The sequence below is a fragment of the Paenibacillus sp. HB172176 genome (assembly GCF_011947265.1).
Lineage (GTDB): Bacteria > Bacillota > Bacilli > Paenibacillales > Paenibacillaceae > Pristimantibacillus.
The window spans coordinates 156,612-178,276 of sequence record NZ_JAATHD010000002.1 but is presented as its reverse complement, the minus strand read 5'-3'; the positions used below and the strand labels follow the sequence as shown (position 1 = coordinate 178,276).

18 protein-coding genes and 1 riboswitch are annotated in these 21,665 nt (G+C 49.7%); of the genes, 16 read left to right on the top strand and 2 right to left on the bottom strand.

What is annotated here, in order from left to right; all coding sequences use genetic code 11:
• Positions 1-8: 8 nt before the first annotated feature.
• On the bottom strand, positions 9-2,219 hold the full coding sequence (locus tag HFP08_RS03125; protein WP_168119057.1) for a helix-turn-helix domain-containing protein: 2,211 nt from the start codon (positions 2,217-2,219) through the stop codon (positions 9-11).
• Positions 2,220-2,441: 222 nt separating this feature from the next.
• Between HFP08_RS03125 and HFP08_RS03120 the strand changes: the two genes are divergently transcribed.
• From HFP08_RS03120 to HFP08_RS03075, 10 genes are all read left to right on the top strand, one after another.
• Positions 2,442-3,983, top strand: coding sequence for an extracellular solute-binding protein (locus HFP08_RS03120; protein WP_168119056.1), 1,542 nt, complete (start codon positions 2,442-2,444; stop codon positions 3,981-3,983).
• 36 nt (positions 3,984-4,019) lie between these two features.
• Complete coding sequence (locus HFP08_RS03115) at positions 4,020-4,925, top strand: ABC transporter permease (protein WP_240941056.1); 906 nt, start codon at positions 4,020-4,022, stop codon at positions 4,923-4,925.
• On the top strand, positions 4,919-5,776 hold the full coding sequence (locus HFP08_RS03110) for a carbohydrate ABC transporter permease (protein ID WP_168119055.1): 858 nt from the start codon (positions 4,919-4,921) through the stop codon (positions 5,774-5,776). The genes HFP08_RS03115 and HFP08_RS03110 overlap by 7 nt, the downstream gene beginning before the upstream one ends.
• Before the next feature lie 35 nt (positions 5,777-5,811).
• Positions 5,812-7,020, top strand: coding sequence for a PD40 domain-containing protein (locus HFP08_RS03105; protein WP_168119054.1), 1,209 nt, complete (start codon positions 5,812-5,814; stop codon positions 7,018-7,020).
• 32 nt (positions 7,021-7,052) lie between these two features.
• Complete coding sequence (locus HFP08_RS03100) at positions 7,053-7,820, top strand: sugar phosphate isomerase/epimerase family protein (protein WP_168119053.1); 768 nt, start codon at positions 7,053-7,055, stop codon at positions 7,818-7,820.
• Positions 7,821-7,843: 23 nt separating this feature from the next.
• Entirely contained in the window at positions 7,844-10,771 is a 2,928-nt protein-coding gene (locus HFP08_RS03095; RefSeq protein WP_168119052.1) for a family 78 glycoside hydrolase catalytic domain, read from the top strand.
• Between the two features lie 17 nt (positions 10,772-10,788).
• On the top strand, positions 10,789-11,715 hold the full coding sequence (locus HFP08_RS03090) for a Gfo/Idh/MocA family protein (RefSeq protein WP_168119051.1): 927 nt from the start codon (positions 10,789-10,791) through the stop codon (positions 11,713-11,715).
• Positions 11,716-11,737: 22 nt separating this feature from the next.
• Complete coding sequence (gene ald, locus HFP08_RS03085) at positions 11,738-12,814, top strand: alanine dehydrogenase (RefSeq protein WP_168119050.1); 1,077 nt, start codon at positions 11,738-11,740, stop codon at positions 12,812-12,814.
• Between the two features lie 14 nt (positions 12,815-12,828).
• On the top strand, positions 12,829-13,908 hold the full coding sequence (locus tag HFP08_RS03080) for a Gfo/Idh/MocA family protein (RefSeq protein ID WP_168119049.1): 1,080 nt from the start codon (positions 12,829-12,831) through the stop codon (positions 13,906-13,908).
• A gap of 113 nt (positions 13,909-14,021) precedes the next feature.
• A complete protein-coding gene (locus HFP08_RS03075; RefSeq protein WP_168119048.1) occupies positions 14,022-14,882 on the top strand; it encodes a sugar phosphate isomerase/epimerase family protein in 861 nt (286 codons plus the stop codon).
• A 26-nt stretch (positions 14,883-14,908) separates the two neighbouring features.
• Here the strand turns inward: HFP08_RS03075 and HFP08_RS03070 are convergent, their stop codons facing one another.
• Entirely contained in the window at positions 14,909-15,346 is a 438-nt protein-coding gene (locus tag HFP08_RS03070; protein WP_168119047.1) for a hypothetical protein, read from the bottom strand.
• 193 nt (positions 15,347-15,539) lie between these two features.
• A riboswitch (cobalamin riboswitch) is annotated at positions 15,540-15,747 on the top strand.
• 156 nt (positions 15,748-15,903) lie between these two features.
• On the opposite strand from HFP08_RS03070, the gene HFP08_RS03065 reads away from it, so the two are divergent.
• From HFP08_RS03065 to cobS, 6 genes are all read left to right on the top strand, one after another.
• Complete coding sequence (locus tag HFP08_RS03065) at positions 15,904-16,926, top strand: ABC transporter substrate-binding protein (RefSeq protein WP_168119046.1); 1,023 nt, start codon at positions 15,904-15,906, stop codon at positions 16,924-16,926.
• Positions 16,927-16,962: 36 nt separating this feature from the next.
• Positions 16,963-17,967 (top strand): FecCD family ABC transporter permease, encoded by a 1,005-nt coding sequence (locus HFP08_RS03060; protein ID WP_240941054.1) that lies wholly within the window; start codon positions 16,963-16,965, stop codon positions 17,965-17,967.
• On the top strand, positions 17,964-18,755 hold the full coding sequence (locus HFP08_RS03055; protein ID WP_168119044.1) for an ABC transporter ATP-binding protein: 792 nt from the start codon (positions 17,964-17,966) through the stop codon (positions 18,753-18,755). The genes HFP08_RS03060 and HFP08_RS03055 overlap by 4 nt, the downstream gene beginning before the upstream one ends.
• Before the next feature lie 151 nt (positions 18,756-18,906).
• Positions 18,907-19,965 (top strand): nicotinate-nucleotide--dimethylbenzimidazole phosphoribosyltransferase, encoded by a 1,059-nt coding sequence (gene cobT, locus HFP08_RS03050; RefSeq protein ID WP_168119442.1) that lies wholly within the window; start codon positions 18,907-18,909, stop codon positions 19,963-19,965.
• 15 nt (positions 19,966-19,980) lie between these two features.
• Positions 19,981-20,670 carry a bifunctional adenosylcobinamide kinase/adenosylcobinamide-phosphate guanylyltransferase gene (cobU, locus tag HFP08_RS03045; protein ID WP_168119043.1) on the top strand — a complete coding sequence of 230 codons (690 nt, stop codon included), beginning with the start codon at positions 19,981-19,983 and terminating at the stop codon, positions 20,668-20,670.
• Positions 20,667-21,509, top strand: coding sequence for an adenosylcobinamide-GDP ribazoletransferase (gene cobS / locus HFP08_RS03040; RefSeq protein ID WP_168119042.1), 843 nt, complete (start codon positions 20,667-20,669; stop codon positions 21,507-21,509). Before cobU ends, cobS begins: the two co-directional genes overlap by 4 nt.
• Positions 21,510-21,665: the final 156 nt, after the last annotated feature.

Sequence of the window (21,665 nt, the reverse complement as noted above, 5' to 3'; positions counted from 1 at the left end):
CCCTTCTTTTAATCTAGCTTGGATATAGAATCCGAAACATTGGATTCGAAATGAATATCCCGGTATTCTGTAGGGGTTGTTCCCACATATTTTTTGAAAATACGAATAAACGGCGTCGGATCCGAGTATCCTACTCGCTCCGTTATTTCTCTGATCTTCAATTCGGTCGTTCGCAGCATAAGCTTGGCCTGATCTACCCGAATTCGATTGAGATAATCCTTGAAGTTATTGCCGGTGTTCTCTTTGAACAGGGTAGAGAAATAGCTTTTGGATATGTTATATTGCTGCGAAATCGACTCCAGCGAGATATCCTCCTTGTAGTTTTCATGCATATAGTGAATAACCTGTTGAACCGTCCTGTCCTGATGCTGGATCTCCTGAACGGGATTCAAATGGGCTAAGACCTCCTCCAATAGCTGCTCCAATAGGCGAACAAACTCGTCATAAGTGAAGCAGTAAGGGATTGATCGTTCGAATGATGTGAATAGTTCGTCCTCCCAACGCGCTTGGGGCAAGCAAGACTTGAGCTTTCTCATGACCAAACGGGTGAAATCGATGATTTGCTCGATGGACGACTCTTGGCTTTCCATTCTTGTTAGCTGCTGTTTTATCCAAGAGAGCGCGTCATCCCGTTTATGGTACGTCACGTAATTCATTAAAAACTGTTCTTGCACAGGATTGATCCATAGAACATTTTTCTTCATCTTCTTTGTGAAAAATTGGACGGACTCGCCAAGCGTTCGCTGACTGACCAAGCTTTTTGTTTGCTCGTACGCCTTCAATAAATCGGATGAATGCTTGTATGTTGCGCTTATACCGATTGTCGTTAAGAAATAGTCGGCATGAAGGTCCAACGCTTGCATCAATTCGTTCAGATACCCCCTCTCGGTCTCAAGAGGGGGATTCTTCGTGAACAGCAAGGAAACAATATGCTCCTGATCCATCTGGAAGGTGAGCGTATCCGGTTGCCGCTTATCCAGACTCGAGCGAATAAACTCACAAATGGAAACTTTGTTCGATGTCATTCTCAAATTGGTTTGCATCGGATTGCGGAAATGCAGTTTGAAGAGAACGACAATGAAAGGATTGTCCTTGAAATGGTAGGCGTTGCTCCTTGAATCATCCGGGCTGACGGCTCGAAGCTGATTGCCATAAGCGTAATACTTCAGCAGAGACTCTGACTCGGAAATAAATCGATCCGTTTCCCTTGATTTCTGGACAAGATTATGCAAGTGATTGTAAATGTGTTGAAATTCACGAATTCCGCTTGAAACCGGTTGTGTGCGATTTCCGCTGACGAAGCTGAGCATTCGCTTGATCGGAGCATGAATCGACAAGCTGACCCAAGTTGACAGGGCTAAACTAATAGCAACCGATCCGAGCACAATCCATAGCAAAACCCAATTCATTTGAGAGATCGGCTTTTCTACCGCGGTATTCGGAATTCGACTGGAATACGTAATTCCGGTTCGTGTTCCTTCTATATGAAATAAATAGCTGTCTTCCTTGTTTAAGACTTCCTTGTTGTCTGATCCTCCGGTTTGATAGAGAATCGAATTTTCCGTCTCCATTTTAAATTGCTGATCGGAGGATTGGCCGTACAAATGCTGATAGGCATGAGCGGCATGAATAAACGCAATGAAATAAAAGTCGGGAATATGCTTGTTTTTTACAACGACAGCTAGTGTTTGCGTATCTCGATAATGAGAAGGCGCAACTTTCAAAACAAAGCTTTGATCGAACCAGTCTTGCCAAACAGATCCCGTTTGGTCGTCAAACAATGCATACTTGTTGAACAACATGGAAGCCTCGCTTGTCCCGCCAGGAGCAATGACTGCGGATGGATGGTCCAAAACCAAATAAATCGATTCCAAATAGAGCTGTGAATGCGCTTGAACTTCTTGATTCAGATCATCCATCACAATTAATACGTTCAAGGATGAAATATTTGCCGAATCCGGAGGAAGAGAACGCAAATCCTTATTAAGCGTCTGAACAGACTGTTTGGCGTACAGTCCCATTAAGATATTCTGGATGTAAGTAAACATTTCTTCGTACTTTTCCATCGTGTTTTCCAAATGATCTTGATTATAGGTGATAATGCTCTCTTTGTATTCGGATTTCATATAATTGGTAGATAGAAGATAAAAAAACATCATCACGAGAATAATAATGAGAAAGCCGGAGAGCAGTCGTATGAAAAACGATTTGGTTATCATCTTCTAAATCACCATACCTTCTTTGGATTTATCGTATTTTTATTCGATCATCAAAGTTTTGTACGGGAATTCATGAAAAGATCGCATTTACGCCTCATTTTATACTGGCTAATATGGGGGTGTACCTTGCGGAATCGGGATTTGAGAACTAACTATAAACGCAAATTCCGAATTGTGCAACGACAAAAAAGTCGTGTCAAAAAAAGAAGGGAGTGTTGGCAAGTGAAAAAAAGAGCGTTGGTTTCATTGGCAATGGCCGGAATGATGATGCTGTTGTTATTGTCCGCATGCAGTAATTCTTCAGACAATAACGAATCGACAACCAGTCAAAAAGAGAATGAGGAAACAAGCAATCAAACGAATCGGGAAGCAAACGATGGGACAAGCTGGAGGCTGGAAGAGCCGGCAACCATAACAATGCTTCTGCAATCTCCTTATTGGAAAGAGGATACTCCAGTCTATCAATGGATCAAAGACGCAACGAACATTACAATGGAACCGACTATACCGGCCGGGAATTATGACGATGCTTTTTCTTTAACGATGGCGGGAGGAGATATTCCGGATATCCTGTACGCCATGAACACGACAGCGGTAAATAATTATGGACGACAAGGAGCTTTTATTGATTTCAACGACTATATCGATCAAATGCCGAACTTGAAAAAATATTGGGATGCGGATCAAGCCACCAATAAACTCAGAGTCAGCTCTTCCGATGGAGCTACCTATTTGGCCGTCGTTGACGGGAGCACGGATGGAAGCACAAGAGGATGGATTTACCGCAAGGATATATTCGAGAAGGAAGGCATTAGCCCCCCAAAGACGTATGACGAGTTGTATGAGGTGCTGAAGTCCTTAAAACAGAAATATCCGGATTCCTACCCGCTGTCCTTCCGCGGAGGACTCTCCTTCATTGATTATATCTTGTCGCCTACCTTTGGCACTTATGATGAGGTTTATCGGGATTTGGACACAAGAGAGGTGAAATTCGGACCTGCAACCGACGGGTATCGTCAATTGCTTGACTATTTGCATAAATTCAATGAAGAAGGTTTAATGTCTCCGGACTGGTTGACGGTGTCGGCAGAGCAATGGATTGAACGCATGACGACGGACAAGGCATTCATTACATTCGATTTCCTGACCCGTGTCATTTCGCTTAATGACAGCTACGGCTCAGACGTGCTGGCTCCTATGGATCCGCCGCTTGGAGCAGGAGAGAAAGCGTATATGCCGAAAGCGGATGTTGCGACCTTCGGATTCGCAGTAAACAAGAATGCCAAGCATTTGGACGCTGCTCTGCATTATATTGATTTCTTGTTCTCGGACGAGGGAATGGAGCTTGTGAGCTGGGGGCCGCAAGGAGAAGGCCATGTAGTGGTGAATGGCAAGAAGCAGCTTGCAGACCAGAATTATCGCGCCAATCTGGGCGTCATGCAGTTTGGCTCCTACGGACGATTCGATTATGATTCCGTTCTCACTACAATGTCAGCGGATTTTGCAGAGCGCTACAAAGGCTACAGCAGCTTTAATTGGCCGGAAGCGGTACAAGCCCCGCCATTCACAGCCGAAGAGAGCGGCATTACGAATTTAAAGTATGTTGATATTACGAAATATGCGGAAACCAATGCGGCCAAATTCATATTAGGCGATCGTCCTTTATCCGAATGGGACAAGTATGTTCAGGAATTGGACGCAATGGGCTTGCAGGACGTGCTGGATGTGTATGAAAAAGCCTGGGATCGATTGGGAAGCAAGTAAGCAAGAGAAGCGAGAGCATTGGAAGGGGGTGGAGTTTTGCTGCATCGTTTGAAACGAGATAAAATCCTGTTGCTTATGCTCGCTCCCGGATTGATACATCTGATCCTGTTCAAGTATTTGCCGATGTTCGGGATCATCATCGCATTTAAGCATTACAGCGTTTTTACAGGCATCTGGGAAAGTCCATGGGCGGGGCTTCATTATTTCCAACAGTTCTTCAACATGCCGGCTGCCTATGAGCTTATCAGGAATACACTGCTGCTTGGTTTGTACAACATCGTGTGGGGCTTCCCGGCCCCCATTATCCTGGCGATTCTGTTAAATGAGATTCGAGTAAACGGGTTCAAACGAATCATACAAACCTTGACGTATCTGCCTCACTTTGTATCGGTTGTTGTTCTAATGGGGATGGTGACCATGTTCCTGTCCCCGGTGGACGGTCTCATTAATGTGATCCTTCAATGGATTGGAGTGAAACCGATTGCTTTCATGCAGGAAGCGTCATGGTTCCGGACCGTCTTCGTTACTTCCGGGATCTGGCAGGAAATCGGCTGGGGATCCATTATTTATCTTGCTGCTTTGACCGCAATCAGTCCAAGTCTCTATGAAGCGGCTGAAATCGACGGAGCATCGAGGCTTCGCAGAATGATTCATGTTACTTTACCCGGAATCATGCCAGCCATTATTATTCTGTTCATTCTCCGAATCGGCAACCTGATGGAGATGTCCGGAGGGATGTTCGAGAAGGTATTCCTATTGCAGAACCCGGCTACGCTTGAGGTGTCGGATGTGCTTACGACCTATGTATACCGGATTGGACTCGTCAGCGGCAATTTTAGCTATGGCGCATCCATCGATATGTTTACGGGCGTAGTTGGACTTCTTCTTATCGTCGGTACGAACTATTTCAGCAAGAAAGTCGGGGAAGGCAGCCTATGGTGAATCAAAGGAAGTACACATGGTTCGATATTGTCAATATCAGTCTGTTAAGCATTGCCGGTCTGACGATGATCTATCCTTTTGTGTATATGCTTGCCGTATCGATGAGCGACTCCTATTTCGTCGCCCGCAATGATGTGACGATTTGGCCGAAAGGCTTTACCTTGTCGGAATACAAAATCGTGTTCAACAGCTCGGAAATATTGCGAGGCTATGGCAATACGATCCTCTACACCGTAGCAGGCACTTTGGTCTCACTGCTTTTGACCTCGCTTACGGCCTATCCGTTAGCGAACAAAAACTTGTTATTCGGAAAATCGATTACGCTCTTATTTGTCTTCACCTTAATGTTCAATGGCGGACTTATTCCAACATTTCTGGTCGTTCGCGAACTTGGCATGATGGACAGTATTTGGGCCATGATTCTGCCGAGCGCGGTGAGCGCATGGTTTATGTTCATCATGCGCACCGCCTTCCAAGGCATTCCGCTAGAGTTGGAAGAGTCGGGACGCATCGATGGACTAAGCGATTTCGGCATCTATTGGCGCATCGCGTTGCCATTGTCAAAAGCAATGCTCGCGACGATTGCGTTGTTCGTCGCCGTGAGTATTTGGAACAATTATATCTCTGCTTTATTGTATCTGCGCGACAGCAGACTGTATCCGCTGCAGGTTGTCATTCAGCAGCTCCTGCTGCAAGGCAAGCAGAATATGGATGTTGGCGTAGACTCGGAGGCGGATTTAAGCTTCAAATTTGCGACCATTATTGTAGCGACTGCGCCAATTCTGACCTTATATCCGTTTCTGCAGAAGCATTTTGTCAAAGGTGTGCTGATCGGGTCAGTGAAAGGTTAGCTCATCGCCATACATTCTTAGGAGGCGAATCGAATATGCCGATAGGCACAGCATTTCCAGCAGAAGCGCTTACTCTTGTCGATGCCGGATCAGGCAGGACTGTTCGGCAATGGACTTCTGCGAAAGCGAACAGCTATCCCCTCTATTATTTTATTCCGAGCATCACTCGCGAGAATGATTATCTTGTTTTTCACAGCGAGAGATCCGGATGGGTGCAGCTCTATCGAATGAGTCTGCAAACCGGAGAAATTGCGCAACTGACAGAGGGTCGTACCTTGGATTCCGGTTGGGCCGTCTTCTGCGAGCATCATTTGCGCGGCATATACAATCACTTGAGCGCATTAAACCAAACGCGTCGGGAAGTCTATTACTTCCAGGACGAAGAGCTTCGTTGCACGCATCTGGATACGCTTAAAAACAGCCTGATTTATACAATACCGGGTCGAATTTCAATTGGACAAAGCGGATTCTCGGAGGATGGGAAATGGTTTGTGTTCGTCCATGCCGATCGTCAAATATTCAAGGAAGCCGTCATGGAGCGAGAGGCCTTGGAAAATATGAGGCTGGAGGCTGATTTCATTGGATGGCGCAATAAAATCCCTTCCACAATCGGACTCATTCATACCGAAACCGGTGAATACAAAGAAGTCATCGCATTGGACTATCATGTTCATCACGTCATGTTCGCAGGCAATCGAATCGTAGTGAATCATCCCAAAAACCATCCAGGCATGTGGATGATGGAGATGGATGGAAGCGGGGTGCGCGAACTGCGTCCAGATCCGGATAATAAAGGCGTAAACCATCAGGTGATTACGGAACGAGGCATTTATTACGAAACGATGGCCAAGGTGAACGAAAAGGGTGAACGAATAGTCAGAATCGGCAAATATGATTTGCAGACGGATTCCTACGAAGAAATTGGACTGACAGGGCTTGGCTATGCCCACACCGGTTGGGACCCTGCGGGCAACTTCCTGTTCTTCGAAAATATGCTCGGTATAAACGGCGAGGAGGGGCATGAATTATTCGCTTTGCACTATCCGAAAGATCCGCAACGCACGAAACGCAATGTGCTAAGAACGATGCCAGCCATACGAAGAGGACAACGGTTCCACGGACATCCCTTCTTGTCCCCGGATCGCAAATGGCTCTTTTACACGGAGGTGGTAGACGGCTATTCGCAGGTTTGCGCGGTAGATGTCCATGATCTTGTTGATCTGAATGAATATTGGGATGCCTGATTCAAGCAGGCTTCCCGACTGGGGGTGGAGGAATGAGGTTTGGCATATGCGCGCCGATCGAATACGCTTCTATCGTCCATGAAGCGGGAGCGGATTATATGGAATGCAGAGTGACTGATCTGCAGCCCCTTTCGCCGGATCATGAAGTCCGTGATCTATTGCAAGTCTACAAGGATAGTCCGATTCCTATTGAAGCTTTCAATATATTGCTGCCATCTTCCATGAAGCTGGTTGGTAATGATGTCAATTGGGACGAAATCGATCGCTATCTTAGCACGGCAATGGATCGAATCGGCATCATTGGCGGAAAGACGGTTGTGTTCGGCTGCGGAGGAGGCAGGATGTGCCCGGACTCCTTCTCCAAGTCAGACGCTGAGGAGCAGATCATTGCATTCCTGAGAATGATCGGAGGGCATGCGCAAAGGAATGGCGTTACGGTCGTGATTGAAGCTTTAAGTCGAACGATTTCCAATACAATCAACAGCTTGACCGAGGCTGTGCTGACGGCTGAGGAAACCGCGATGAATGCCGTTCAGATTCTCGCGGATCTCTATCACATGCGCAAGGATGGAGAAGACTTCAACCATATTGTCAGGTACAAGGATAGAATCAGACATATTCATCTGTCTGACCAGAGCATGGCGCCACGAACGGGCAATGAAGTGCTGAATCGATTTACAGACAGCATTAAGAGATCCGGTTACGATGGCCGGATATCCATTGAATGCAAGCTTTCCGATGTAGAAAGCGGTGGGAAAGCCGGCATTTCATTCCTGCGCAACACCTTTGCAAACGACTAATTTTTCCGGAGGTACTTTCAAATATGGATGCAATTGAATCTCATTCCTGGCAAGCCCGTTGGATATGGTCTGACGGAGAGCGAAGTCCGCGAAATGAATGGCTGATGTTTCGAAAATCATTTGAACTGGATTCGACAGCCGATATGGCGGATACCGAACTGAAGATTACAGCTGACTCCAGATATGTTGTCTTCCTCAACGGCAAGAAGCTGGGCTTCGGTCCTGTGCGATCATGGCCTAAGCAATTAGCCTATGACTGCTATTCGGCAGGTCAATTGTTAAAACCGGGTAAAAATACGATCGCAGTACTGGTCATGCATTGGGGCGTAACGAATTTCGCTTATTTCCGCGGAAGAGGAGGCTTATTGGCGGAGTTGATCAATCGTACAAGCCCGAATGGGTCATATGCGATTGTGAAATCAGACGACTCCTGGAGCTGGACGAAGCCTGATGGCTATGACTCTCGCGCTGTGCGGATGTCGGTTCAGCTTGCTTTCGCAGAAGTCATCGATGGACGCAGCTGGGATGAGAATTGGATGGCTGTTGACTTCGATGATCGCAATTGGCTTGCGGCAAATGTAATAGGAGATGTCGGTATGGAGCCGTGGTCGAATCTGCAGCCCCGAGATATTCCGTTCCTGACCGAGGAGCCCGTCTATCCGAGGAAATTGCAAGCCGTGCACAATGTGAAAGCTGATCAGATTTGGGCAACAGTGGACATCGCCAATCATATGATGCCGGAGACAACCTGGCATCTCGGTCCTTGTTTTTTCTCAGGCTATATGGCGACGATGCTGCATGCTGAAGAAGAGACAAGCGCAACGATCTGTTTCCTGTACGGGGTGCCGAGTGCGCCGCTGTTCGTAACCTTGAATGGAATGGCTATTGATCCGGATTCCTATGAGCGAGACGATGTGAATCTCTATATAAACGTTGCATTGAAGCAAGGAGACAACTTCTTTCTGGTGGATGTTTCCGGCGCGCATCGACCTATGCTTCAATGGTCAATCGGCATTAAGGCGAATGCTTCCGTTCAATTCGTCTCGCCTGTTGACGGTTCGACGATGAACGGCGAATGTGAGCATTCTCCTTTTATTGCAATCGGACCTTTCGAAGCTGTTGATCATCAGAACCCGTTAGGCCCCAAGCCGGTCTTGGGTAGAGATCATCCCGATGAATTAGCCGTTCGAACGATTCAATCATGGCCGGAATTAGCCGTCTCCATGAAGGAATGGATCTCTTCTGTGCCTTCCAGCCTCGTAACGGATGTCCATGTATTGGGACAATGCTTGTGGAAGGATACCATTGCCAGAATTTCTCCGGATAAAAGGATGGAACAGCTCGTTATTCCTTCTGCAGACAAGGCGGTCATCGAGACGAAGCAAGGAGAGGATATCGAGATCATCATTGATTTCGGCGAACAACGAAGCGGATATCTGTCCTTCGCTGTGGAGGCTTCGGCAGGCACGATTCTGGATTTCTACGGCTACGAGTTTCAAGATGAACGGGGCATTCAACACACGTATCGCTTAAACAATACGTTGCGATACATGTGCCGTGACGGCTTTCAGAGTTATGAATCCTTCGTCAGCCGCGGCTTTCGATATTTGATGTTAACGGTTCGAGGCAATGGGGAAGCCGTGCGTTTCCATGATCTGAAGCTCATTCAATCTCATTATCCTGTCGCGGATACAGGCGAATTCCAATGCTCGGATGATCGGTTGAATCGGCTATGGGAAATTTCCCGACGAACGGTCAAGTTATGCATGATGGATACCTTCGTTGATTGTCCGACTTATGAGCAGGCTTATTGGGTTGGAGATGTGAGAAATGTTTCGTTGACGCACTATTATTTGTTCGGAGACGAGCAAATTGTTGAACGCTGTCTGCGTCTGGTGCCCGGATCACGCGATCAAAGTCCTTTATATTGCAGTCAGGTGCCAAGCGGATGGAATAACGTCATTCCGAACTGGACGTTTCTATGGATCATCGCGTGCGAAGAGTTCGTTCACAGGACGGGAAAAACCGCCTTCGCCGTGGATATTCTTCCCGATATGGCTTATACGATCGCGCATTATTTGAATTATCGGACTGACGAAGGCTTGCTCGAGATCGATGCCTGGAATTTGCTTGACTGGGCGCCGATTGATCAGCCGGACAGCGGAGTAGTAACGCATCAGAATATGCTGTTAGTGAAGGCGCTTGCCAGCGCGGCTTATGTTGCCAGGGAAGCGGGAAGACAGGATTTGGCGGCGGATTTTGCAGAGCAGGCGAATCATTTGAAGCGCGCGATCAATAAGCATTTATGGTCGGAGGAGCATCAAGCTTATATCGATTGTATTCATGCGGATGGAAGACGTTCCGACATACTCAGCATGCACAGCCAAGTCATGGCTCTGCTGTGCGACATTGCTGAACCGACGCGAAAGACCGTATTACAGCGGTACATGACGAGCCCGCCATCGTCGTTTGTTCCGTTCGGCAGCCCGTTCATGTCGTTCTTGTATCACGAAGTGCTGGCGGAGCTAGGGTTAATCAAAGAAATTGTTGACGATATACGAAACAAGTGGGGAATTATGCTGGAATACGACGCCACGACTTGCTGGGAAACCTTTCCGGGACGGAAAGAAGCAACCTATGGAAAAACCTTGTCCCGCTCTCATAATCACGCATGGTCGGCTGGACCAGGCTATTCACTTCCCAAGTATGTGCTGGGTGTACAAGCCATGTCATCCGGATTTCGACAAGTCGTCGTCGCTCCTCAGCCCGGCGGTTTGACTTGGGCTAATGGCAAAGTGCCAATTCCTGGAGGAGATGTTGTGGAAGTTCGCTGGCGGGCAACGCCGGATAAGAAGATGGATCTGACCATTCATGCGCCGTCCCATGTGCAAATTAATCCCGAGCTTCCGAGTGGATTTACAGGAGAGATACGGGTCATTGACTATTCATAGAAATGGGAGGTTATAGGATGAATACGCTTAAAATTGGCATGATTGGGCTGGATACCTCGCGTTGCGAAGCCTTCGTCAAAGTTCTGAATGATGAGCGGCATCCCTTTCATGTACGGGGCGGCAAGGTTATAGCAGCTTTCCCCGGCGGCTCGAAGGATTTCGAGAAGAGCTATACCCGAGTAGACGACATTACGAAGCGATTGACAGAACAGCATCAATTGCAAATTCAGGCATCACCCGAAGCAGTCGCCGCAGCAAGCGATGCCATCTTGCTGACTGCGGTGGACGGCCGCACTCATCTCGAATTGCTAACGAGGATAGTGAAATATGGAAAACCCGTCTTCATTGACAAACCATTCGCGGTAGACAGCAAGGAAGCAATCAAGATGTTTGGGCTTGCCGCCTATTACGGCACGCCGTTAATGAGCTCTTCTTCGCTGCGATATGCGGCTTCCTTGGAAGAGCTGTTGAAGGATAATGATGCGGTAGTCATTGGTGCAGACAGCTTTGGCCCGATGCCGATCGAGGAAACGCAGGGCGGTTTGTTCTGGTATGGCATTCACGCTGTTGAGATGCTCTATCGCGTATTGGGGGCAGGCTGCGTTCATGTTCAAGCGACAACCAATGAGGATTACGAATTGGTGACTGGCGTGTGGAAGGATGGAAGAATGGGGACTGTGCGGGGTAACCGATTGGGCAATGACGAATTCGGAATAACGGTTCACCGGATGAACGGAACGCAATTCGGCTTGATCAGCGATCAGAATAAACCCAAATATGTATCCATGATGGAGGCGGTCATGCGCTTTTTTCAGAATCGGAAATCTGCCATTGATCCATTAGAGACAATCGAAGTCGTTCGCTTCCTGGAAGCGGCCAACGAAAGCCGATTGACCGGGCAAAGGGTGCAATTGCAGGCGAAGGAAAACAGAGAAAAACGATAAGGTAGAGCAGGAGCGTGGCAAAGTGATTATTGGTGTGCCCAGAGAAATAAAAAACAACGAATACCGGGTGTCGATTACACCGGGAGGCGTTCAAGCTTTGACAGCCGCAGGGCATCGTATCCTGATAGAGAAGGACGCTGGACTTGGAAGCGGATTTCCAAACGCTGCCTATGAGGCTGAAGGCGCGGAAATCATTGCTTCTCCGGCAGAGGTATGGAAACGTTCAGAAATGATTGTAAAGGTGAAGGAGCCTCTTGAGTCCGAATGTAACTATTTCCGGGAAGGACTCATTCTGTTCACTTATCTGCACTTGGCTTCATCGCCGCGGTTAATACAGGCGTTGCTGGAATCTAAAGTTACGGCTTATGCTTATGAAACGATTCAACTATCGGACGGCTCTCTGCCGTTATTAATGCCTATGAGTCAAATTGCAGGACGAATGTCCGTACAAATCGGAGCGCGTCTGCTGGAGAAATCCTCAGGCGGACCCGGCGTTCTTCTGGGAGGAGTGCCTGGAGTGCCTCCAGCGCATGTTGTCATCATCGGCGGAGGCGTTGTCGGCACATGCGCTGCTGAAATGGCTGTCGGATTGAGAGCCAAAGTGAGCATCCTGGACAATAATCCTCTTCGATTAAAGCAGCTGGACGAGCAATTCTCGGGCCGAGTGACGACCATCATGTCAAATGAATACAATATTCGTCAATATGTATCCGAAGCGTCTCTGTTAATCGGCGCCGTGCTGCTCCCGGGCGCAAAGGCGCCGAAACTGGTAACGGAAGATATGGTGCGCCATATGCAGCCTGATGCCGTAATTGTCGATGTTGCCATTGACCAAGGCGGCTGTATTGCGACGATGGACCGGATGACAACTCATGACCAGCCGACGTTCCGCAAGTATGATGTTATTCATTATGCCGTAGCAAACATTCCGGGCTCTGTGCCGAGAACATCAACTGCGGCGTTGACAAATGCTACTCTTTCCTATATTTCAAAGCTTGCGGATAATGATGGCGGAGCATTTCAGGAATTTGATCGGTCGCTGTATGGCGGCTTGAATATTCATAATGGCAAGATCATCAATCAAACAATTAACAGATGAGGAGTCGGTATAAGATGAGTACACAACAAAAAATAAAGGTCGGAATCATTGGACAAGGTCGAAGCGGGCGCAATATTCATGCCAAGCTGCTTTCGCAAATGCCGGAGCACTATGAAATTATTGCCGTTTCTGATCCGCATGAGCCGTTTCGCCAAGCGGCCGAGAAAGACTTCGGATGCGAATCCTACGTTGATTACGGTCAAATGTTAGCCCGCAAGGATATCGATCTGATTGTGAACGCTTCGCCAAGTCATTTGCATGTTCCGCTTACAATCGAAGCGTTGAATGCCGGCAAGCATGTAATATGCGAGAAGCCGCTTGCGCGCGCATCCAGCGAAGTGGATGAATTGATTCGAACAGCTGAAAAGACGGGGAAGAAGCTGACTGTATTTCAGCAAGCGCGATTTTTACCGCATTTCGAACAAATATGCAAGATTATCGACTCGGGGGTACTCGGCCGCATTAGCATGATTCGAATTGCGACGAACAGCTTTTCCCGGCGCTGGGATTGGCAGACGCTGCAGGAATACAATGGGGGGACTCTATTGAATACATGTCCGCATTCCATCGACCAGGCTTTACATCTTCTTGGCGATGTGGATCCCGAGGTTCTGTGTCGACTTGACCGCATGAACACCTTTGGCGATGCGGAGGATTTCGTGAAATTGCTTCTGCATAAACCCGATTATCCAATCATTGATCTGGAAGCTTCCAATTGTGATGCGTTCAAAGGCCCAAGCTATCATATTGACGCGCAATATGGCGGACTTGTCAGTTATCAAGACTCGATCAGCTGGAAATATTACAAGCCGGAAGAAGCTCCCCAACAGAAATTAATTCGAGAGCCATTGAAGAATGCTGACGGAAGCCCGGCATTCTGCACTGAAAATCTTAACATGCACGAAGAATCATGGGTTCCTTCAGAGGAGCAAAAGAATGCTTTGCAATATGCGGGGAAGAAGCTTTATTATCAGTTATACGGAGCGCTTGTTCATGATACGGAAGTGCCGGTAACCGCTAAGCAAGTTCGCAGGCAGATTGCAGTCGTGGAGAAATGCCATGAGCAGAATCCATTGTCTCGATTGGACCGTTAAGCTGTATCTCTGATACACAATCTCCCTTCTTCAACCGCTCAGGCTTTGAGTAGAGGAGGGAGATTCATTCTATTTATTCACAATTGAAAAAATGCTTGGAAGGCGGGGGAACGATGTTGCAAGATCGAATTGGTGTGATTAGCGATGAAGTATCTTCCAATTTCATTGAAGCTTTGGATTGGATTGTCGCGGAGGGATTGAAATTCGTAGAGCTCAGAGTGGTGAACGGCACGAACATTGCAGCCGTTTCGGACGAAGAGCTGTGTTTTGTGAAACAAGAAGTGGAGAAGCGGAAATTACAGGTGACTGCAATTGCTTCTCCATTATTCAAATGCGCGCTTGATCGCTCTCGTCCCGTGTCGACGGGAGATGTATTCGGACAAGTGGAAGAAACGCCGAGGCAACACCAGCTTAAGCTGCCTCGATTATTCAAAATTGCGAAAGCATTGGGAACGAGGAATATAAGAATATTCTCGTTTTGGAGAGAGCGCGAGCCCTCGAAATACGAGGCTGAAATCATTCGTTATTTGACAGAAGCGGCTGTAATGGCGCAGAAGGAGAATATCATGCTTTTGATCGAAAACGAGGATTCCTGCAATGGAGGTTCAGCAAGAGAAGTAGCGAATTATGTGAACAAAGTGAATTCTCCCGCGCTTCGGGCGTTGTGGGATCCAGGCAATGAGGTTTTCAGTCATAATTCTCCCTATCCTGAAGGCTATCATGAAGTGAAAGACCTTCTGCATCATGTTCATATCAAAGACGCTGTTACGGATTCGCAGACGGGGAAGGTAATGGCGGTTCCGGTTGGGCAAGGCGTTGTTCCATTCGCACAACAAATCAAACAGCTTGAGGCAAACGGCTATCAAGGGCAATACGTGATTGAGACGCATTATATTCCGGAGGGCGGAACTCAGATGCAAGGTACGGCCATGTCGCTGCGGGGTTTGCGCCAAGCATTGCAAGAAATTTCTTGAATGGAAGCGCTCTTTACCGTTTTGTGCTAGGAATATACCGCCTTTAATGACCGGGATATCTTAACCGTCTGGCCATCCCCCAGACGAATCGTAAGGGTTGCTTTCCAAAGTCCGGCCATGAGAGGGATACCATCGCCTTCATAGACGCCAGGCGAGGTTTCGACAAGATCAAAGGTGTAATCCCCGCAAAGCATGCCGATCATATCCAGTTTAATCTGTAAGCTTGTTGCGTGAAGGGCGGCGTCTGCCGCATCTTGAATCGCTATTGAGAAATGATTGTCGTCAAGAACGATAGCGGGGTAATTCAATATGCTCCATGTCAGCTCACCGCCTGCAAAGGTATGCTTTGTGACAGCCGGATCCGCGGACGCCCTGGATGGAATGGCCAGCCATAGAATGAATCCGGCAACGACAGCAAGCACCAGCAGCCCGCTTATCCATTCCTTGCTGAGATATCGTTTCATATTGGCTGTCCTCCTCTTAATTAGATGTTTGAACCTGTATTGCTACTCTAATCATTACTTATGTGCGCGCAGGCTGGACATATGTCAAGTATTTAAAGATAGACAAACTATTAAATCGAGTGTATAGTTACTTCTGACAATTGGATATGGATTTCAACAGGTGTTGCGGCGTCATTGCTTGAAGAGCTCGATCCTTCCTGAGAGGATGGAAGGCGCTGCAACTTAATAGGGAAGCCGGTGCAATTCCGGCGCGGACCCGCCACTGTAAGGATAGCAAGGGATGGAAGGATGCTGTTTTCATCCTGCGCAAAAGCTGCGGCAAAATGTCACTGAGCGAAGCTTGGGAAGACGCCGACAGCTTTCATCCGAGCCAGGAGACCTGCCTGTTCGAAGAAACGCTGCAACCTACGAGGTATAGGGAGGTGTTGGAGAAGCTTTTCGCTGCGTTCGCAGTGAAAACGTTGATAGCATTTCCGGCACGATTGCTGGAGATGTTTTTTTGTATGTCCAGAAGCTGGCTAGAGAAGAATACACAGATAAAAGGGTGGATTGGAAAAATGAAAATGGATCAACTGAGATGGAAAAAAGCAATTTTGCCGGCATTAATCGCGCTTATGATGGTGTTCATGGCGGCATGCGGCGCAAATAACGATTCGAATACAAACAATAATGGAGCAAATAACGGCGGGCAAGCATCGGCAACCGTGCAGCCAACCGCTGAGAGCACGCCGGAAGCTGCGGCAGGCGCTCCGTCCGAAACGACATACCCGCTTACTGTGAAGGATGCGACGGGAACGGAGATCATCTTCGAGCAAGCGCCGACGGCTATCGTATCGCTGGCGCCGAGCGAGACGGAAACAATCTACGCGATTGGCGCCGGCGAATATGTCGTCGGAGTCGATGCATACAGTAATTATCCGGAAGAAGCGACTAAGGTGGAGCAAATTGGCGACATGACGACGAATATTGAGGCCGTTGTCGCGCTCAACCCCGATCTGGTGCTGGCTTCGCCGTCATTGAACGCGGATGCGGTCTCCAAGCTTCGCGAGCTTGGCATTGCCGTCTATGCGTCAGAGCCTAAAACCTATGACGAGACGATTGCGAAAATCGAGGAAATTGGTAAAATTGTCAACAAGAACGCGGAAACCGCAGCGGTTGCCGAGCATATGCGCCAAGTGAAGCAGGAAGTGACAGATGCCGTCAAAGGCGCTGATCCGAAGAAGGTGTACCTCGAATTCTCGCCGGGCTGGACGGTAGGCTCAGGAGAATTCCTGGATGAGCTGATTACGCTCGCAGGCGGCGTTAACATTGCGAATGGACAAGCTGGCTGGTACGAGGTGAATGCGGAGGAAGTCATCAAGGAGAATCCGCAGGTTATTATTTATCCCGATTTCGGAGAGGAGAAGAGCTCGATTCTCGCAGGCATAGAAACTCGTCCGGGCTGGGATGTCATTGATGCGGTGAAGAATAATCAGATGTTCGCCGTGACCAATGATCCGCTTGTACGCGTCGGACCTAGACTTGCAGATGGTTTGCTGGAGCTTGCGCAAACCATTCATCCCGAGCTTGTCAGTAAATAAATGAAAAGAAAACCGATTGTCATTGGAGGAGCAGCCATGCTCCTTCTTGCTGTTTCTATGATCATCAGTTTATCGATCGGGTCGGCGGGCTTGTCCTTCCTCGATGTGTGGGGCATTCTGATTCATCAGCTGCCTTGGATGCCGAGCGGTACCGGGGAATGGTCGAAGGGGGAAATCGCCATTGTGACTCAGGTGCGGTTGTCCAGGGTTCTTCTTGCTGTGCTCGTCGGCGCTTGTCTGGCTCTTGCCGGAACAGGATTTCAGGGAGTGCTGCGTAATCCGCTGGCCGATCCCTATACGCTTGGCGTCGCTTCCGGCAGCTCGGTCGGCGCGGCCTTCATCATTCTGACAGGCATGCAGCTTGCCCTCGGCATGTGGACCCTGCCGCTTGTTGCCTTCGCGACCGGAGCGGCGACCCTGCTCGGGGTTATTTGGCTGTCCCGAACGAATGGCGCCATGCAGATTGAGACTCTTATTTTGTCCGGCGTCATTATTCAATCCTTCTTGGGCTCGTTCGTGTCTCTCATGGTATCGATGTCTCAGGGCGTTGTGAATCAAATTCTGTTCTGGATTATGGGCTCGCTCGCCATGCGCAGCTGGGAGCATGTGTATCTGTTGCTGCCGTGCATAGCGATTGGCTTGCCGATGCTGCTCTATTACAGCCAGGCACTTAATCTATTCGTGCTGGGCGAGCGTCACGCGGCGCATCTTGGCGTCAAGGTGGAAAGAACCAAGCTGATTGTTCTGCTCGTCTCGACGCTGCTAACGGCGGCGGCGGTATCCGTATCCGGCGTTATCGGATTCGTAGGCCTGGTCGTGCCGCATCTGATTCGGCTTGTGATGGGCCCGGATTATCGCTATATTACGCCACTGTCCGCCATCTGCGGCGGAAGCTTCATGCTGTGGTCGGACACGATCGCCCGCATGGCGCTAAGTCCGAAGGAGCTTCCGCTTGGCGTCATTACCGCGCTGATCGGCGCGCCGTTTTTCGCCTATTTGCTGCATCGCCGCAAGAAGAATGAAGGGAGCGTCTCATCATGAGCTTGAAGCTGCGCCAAGTTTCGCAGAAAGTGCAAGGAAAGCCAGTTCTGCAAAATCTCTCGTATTCGTTCGAGTACGGCATGTTCTACGGCATTATCGGCCCGAACGGCGTCGGCAAGTCGACGCTGCTTCATCTTCTTGCAGGGACAAATACGACAGACGAGGGCGAAGTGAAGCTGGACGGACAAGCCATTGGGCAATGGGACCGCAAGGCCATGGCCAGACATGTGGCCGTATTGCAGCAAGGAGGACTGCCCGGGGTTGGCTTCACCGTTCGCGAGGTGACGGCAATGGGACGGTTTCCTTATCAGAATTGGCTCGGCGGCGAGGATGAAGACGGCGATGTCATCATTGACGAGGCGCTTCGTTCACTCGGATTATGGAAGCTGCAGCATCGCAAATTGCATCAACTCAGCGGAGGGGAGAGGCAGCGCGTAGCTCTGGCCAAGCTGATGGCGCAGAAGCCGGATATTCTGCTGCTTGATGAACCGACCACCTATCTCGATATCGGCTTTCAAGTCGGTTTGCTGGATATTGTGAGAGATTGGCAGAGAGAACGGAGCTTGATGGTCATTGCGGTACTGCATGATTTGAATCTTGCTGCGATGTATTGCGATATGTTGATCGCGCTGCATGACGGCAAATTTGCAGCGAGCGGTGCGCCTGCCGAGGTGCTGCAGCCCGAGCTTATTGAACGCCTCTATGAGACGAAGGCTATCATTGTCGAGCACCCGATGACGGGAGTGCCGCAGGTACTGTTGCAGCAGGGAGTGCAGCGTCACGAGTGATGGTCACTTCCACATGCTTACGGCAGGGTATGTATTTCGGCTGGAAGGAAGAGAGATACGATTTGAATCGATTAAAAGTAAGCTTGATTCGCAATGAGCGCGAACTGGAATAACGAGAATTGCAAGGGGGGAAGTGACAGGGATGAATGGCATGGATGCGGATGAGAGACTTCAGGCTGTATTAAAACGGATTGAAGCGCCGAACAAGGAAATGGCGGAGGAAGCGAAGCGGCGTTCCGACCACTTGACCAAGCCGCCGGGGAGCCTTGGCAAGCTGGAGCATATCGCAAAGCAAGCGGCAGGCATAACCGGCGAGCTGTGGCCGGATTTGTCGAAGCGTGCAGTCGTTGTCATGGCGGGCGATCATGGCGTATGCGCGGAAGGAATCAGCGCGTTCCCGCAGGAGGTTACCCCGCAGATGGTCATGAATTTCCTGAATGGCGGCGCGGCGGTGAACGTGCTTGCCAGGCAGGCAAGCGCCGAGGTTATCTGTGTCGACATCGGCGTTGCGGAGGAGCTCGAGCATCCGAAGCTTGTCAGCCGCAAGCTGATGAAGGGCACTTCGAATATGGCTGTCGGCACGGCCATGAGCCGTGAGACGGCAATCGCTGCAATCCTGATTGGGGTTGCCATAGTGGAAGAAGCGGTAGAAAGAGGCGTTCGAATGTTCGCAACCGGCGAAATGGGGATTGGCAACACCACGGCCAGCGCGGCGATCACCTCGATTCTGGCGGGCTTGCCGCCCGAGCATACCGTTGGCAGAGGAACAGGCATAGACGATGAAACGCTGCTTCATAAAATCAAGATCGTAGAGCGGTCGATAGCGGTTAACCGTCCCGATTCGGATGACGGAATCGACGTGCTCAGCAAGGTCGGCGGACTTGAGATAGCGGGACTGGTCGGCGTTATTCTCGGCGCGGCGGCGAATCGCTGTCCGGTCGTTATCGACGGGTATATTTCCTCGGCCGCGGCCATTGTCGCATCGCGTCTGAGTTCTCACGCGCATGCTTATATGATTGCATCGCATCTGTCTCAAGAGAAGGGTCATGGCAAACTGCTTGAAACGATCGGCCTGACTCCGCTTCTCCAGCTGGATATGAGACTCGGAGAAGGAACCGGGGCAGTGCTATGCTTCCATCTAATCGATGCCGCGCTGCTGCTGATGCAGGAAATGGCGACCTTTGACAGCGCCGGCGTATCCAAACAATAGGAGGTTCGCATTGATATGGCGATTCTAATTACCGGCGGGGCAAGAAGCGGCAAGAGCCAATTCGCCGAGCGATATGCGGCTCGCGTTGCGGATGAAGGCTATTATATTGCAACCTGCGAAGCGCTGGACGACGAGATGCGCGATCGCATTCGGATGCATCAAGCGAATCGGGAGGCATCCTCATTCGCCTGGACGTTAATGGAAGAGCCGTTGCATGCGGCGGAGCTTCTGATTCAGCTTGCAGCGCATTTCAAGGAAGGCATGGAGAGAGGCGTGTGGAAGAAGCCGCCGGCAGTGCTGTTGGATTGTCTTACGCTATGGCTGACGAATTGGCAGCTGCGGCTGGAGACGACAGATGGAGGGGAGGAAGATGCCTGCTTGGAGAACGGCAAGGCCATGGAAGGGCATCAGCTTTCTCCAGCGGAGAATGCCGTGACAGATAATAGCAAAGAGAAAGAGCCCCTTGAAACGGAGATCGAGAAGCTGACTGTCGCCATTCAGCATTATCCATACCCGCTCCTGCTTGTGACGAATGAAGTCGGAGACGGCATCGTGCCAAGCTACTCGCTGGGAAGAGCTTTCCGGGACGAAGCAGGCAGACTGAATCAACGCTTGGCTGATAGTTGCGACCGCGTGTTTCTTGTGACGGCCGGCATTCCCGTCGAGTTGAAATCGCTTGCCTTCGATTGGGAAACACTGGAATGAAGACGAGCATCGGCGAAAACCATCCACTGCGGTTGCAGCTTCAAGCCGCGGTTGCGGCGATTCAATTTCTTACGCGACTGCCCCTTCCCGTATCCGTCCCATTCGAACGTCAAGTGCTTGCCCGAAGCATCCTCTACTTCCCCCTTGCGGGCTTATTCATCGGTTTGATCGGCGCCTGCGCCTCGTGGCTTCTGGATGCAATACTGCCGCCATGGCCTGCCGCGGTTCTGCTGCTCATGCTGTTGACGGCGCTGAGCGGCGGTCTTCATCTCGACGGACTCATGGATACGGCCGACGGCGTGCTTAGCCATCGCTCCAGGGAACGAATGCTGGTCATCATGAATGATAGCAGAGTGGGGGCGATGGGAGTCATTGCGGGGGTGCTGCTGCTTCTGTTGAAGGCTTCCTTGCTTGCGGAGTGGCTGAAAGCTTATGGCAACGGGGATGCTGCCGGGTTCCCTGCCCTGCTAATTCTAGCCTGCTGCTTCAGCCGGGCATGGATGGCAATGGCCATTGTCGGCTGGCAGCCGGCGAGACCGGGCGAAGGCATGGGGCGGATGTTTAATGATGCTAAATATATATACGCTGTTGGAGCAGGGGTTTTGGCGCTTATTCTATCATTAATAATGTTAATGATTAATGAATTTAACTATATGGAGTCAGTCGTCATAGCCGCTGCTGCGGCCCTGCTGACTTTAGCGGCTGGAGTCGTTATGGCCCGGTGGTTGAATCGCAAGCTCGGCGGCTTAACCGGCGATACCTATGGAGCTATGAACGAAGGAATCGAGGTCGTCATCTTGCTGGCTGCAACGGCGTTGATGAATGAGTTGCAGATATAAAGGAAAAAATATTGTGCAACTTTTCCAAGCCTCGCACGTCTAATCGTTAGTCGGCTTGTCGCAACGTTTCGAAGAAGAGCACCTTCGAAAGCATTGACTTTGCTCAGGCAGAGATCGAAGAGCCGCGCCATACATAGAGACAGAGGAGTTGCAGAG

Coding starts and splice junctions, on each gene's coding strand:
- HFP08_RS03125 (WP_168119057.1), bottom strand. CDS start 2,219: ATGATAACCAAATCGTTTTTCATACGACTGCTCTCCGGCTTTCTCATT.
- HFP08_RS03110 (WP_168119055.1), top strand. CDS start 4,919: ATGGTGAATCAAAGGAAGTACACATGGTTCGATATTGTCAATATCAGT.
- HFP08_RS03105 (WP_168119054.1), top strand. CDS start 5,812: ATGCCGATAGGCACAGCATTTCCAGCAGAAGCGCTTACTCTTGTCGAT.
- HFP08_RS03100 (WP_168119053.1), top strand. CDS start 7,053: ATGAGGTTTGGCATATGCGCGCCGATCGAATACGCTTCTATCGTCCAT.
- HFP08_RS03095 (WP_168119052.1), top strand. CDS start 7,844: ATGGATGCAATTGAATCTCATTCCTGGCAAGCCCGTTGGATATGGTCT.
- HFP08_RS03090 (WP_168119051.1), top strand. CDS start 10,789: ATGAATACGCTTAAAATTGGCATGATTGGGCTGGATACCTCGCGTTGC.
- HFP08_RS03080 (WP_168119049.1), top strand. CDS start 12,829: ATGAGTACACAACAAAAAATAAAGGTCGGAATCATTGGACAAGGTCGA.
- HFP08_RS03075 (WP_168119048.1), top strand. CDS start 14,022: ATGTTGCAAGATCGAATTGGTGTGATTAGCGATGAAGTATCTTCCAAT.
- HFP08_RS03070 (WP_168119047.1), bottom strand. CDS start 15,346: ATGAAACGATATCTCAGCAAGGAATGGATAAGCGGGCTGCTGGTGCTT.
- HFP08_RS03065 (WP_168119046.1), top strand. CDS start 15,904: ATGAAAATGGATCAACTGAGATGGAAAAAAGCAATTTTGCCGGCATTA.
- HFP08_RS03060 (WP_240941054.1), top strand. CDS start 16,963: ATGCTCCTTCTTGCTGTTTCTATGATCATCAGTTTATCGATCGGGTCG.
- HFP08_RS03055 (WP_168119044.1), top strand. CDS start 17,964: ATGAGCTTGAAGCTGCGCCAAGTTTCGCAGAAAGTGCAAGGAAAGCCA.
- cobT (WP_168119442.1), top strand. CDS start 18,907: ATGGATGCGGATGAGAGACTTCAGGCTGTATTAAAACGGATTGAAGCG.
- cobU (WP_168119043.1), top strand. CDS start 19,981: ATGGCGATTCTAATTACCGGCGGGGCAAGAAGCGGCAAGAGCCAATTC.
- cobS (WP_168119042.1), top strand. CDS start 20,667: ATGAAGACGAGCATCGGCGAAAACCATCCACTGCGGTTGCAGCTTCAA.